We start from the raw sequence: 480 nt of genomic DNA, 5'->3' as shown, positions 1-480 counted from the left end.
ACGCGGCCAGAGAGCGAAGCCGCTGGCCGAAGTCACCGCGGAAGCAGTGTCGGCGGACGCCAGCCCGCCTGGGTGACGCTCCCGGCGAGGACGTCGCCGGGAGCGCTGCGCAGATCCGTCACGCGGAGCCCGAAGCCGGACCGGCGTTGGCGTCGAAGGAACTGCCGGAGTAGTCGGAATCCAAAACGGACACGGCGTAGGTGGCGGGCGCGGCCAGCATGGCCACGACACCGACGACGAGGCCGGCCTGCACCAAGGTCGACGACGGGCTCTTGAGCACCCTGGCCAGGATCAGCACGACGAGCGCGAGTACGCCGAGCGCCAGCGTGCCCCACCGCGCCCAGGCCAGGAAGTTCGGGTAGTGCGACCAGAGCCAAGCGCTCCACGCGAGCTGGGCCGCGATCGCGATCGGCAGTGTCCAGGCCGCCCGGCCACCGCGCTGGTACGCCCGCCAGAACATCACGATGCCCAGAGCGGAAA

1 pseudogene is annotated in these 480 nt (G+C 71.0%); it reads right to left on the bottom strand.

Annotation, left to right across the window (positions count from 1 at the left end):
• Window positions 1-118: 118 nt before the first annotated feature.
• A pseudogene (locus CFP71_RS42425) lies at window positions 119-480 on the bottom strand (mannosyltransferase); the annotation flags it as partial.

The sequence above is a fragment of the Amycolatopsis thailandensis genome, from assembly GCF_002234405.1.
GTDB classification, from domain to species: domain Bacteria; phylum Actinomycetota; class Actinomycetes; order Mycobacteriales; family Pseudonocardiaceae; genus Amycolatopsis; species Amycolatopsis thailandensis.
Note: the sequence above shows the minus strand (reverse complement) of the source record. Positions and strands in the feature narration are given on the sequence as shown.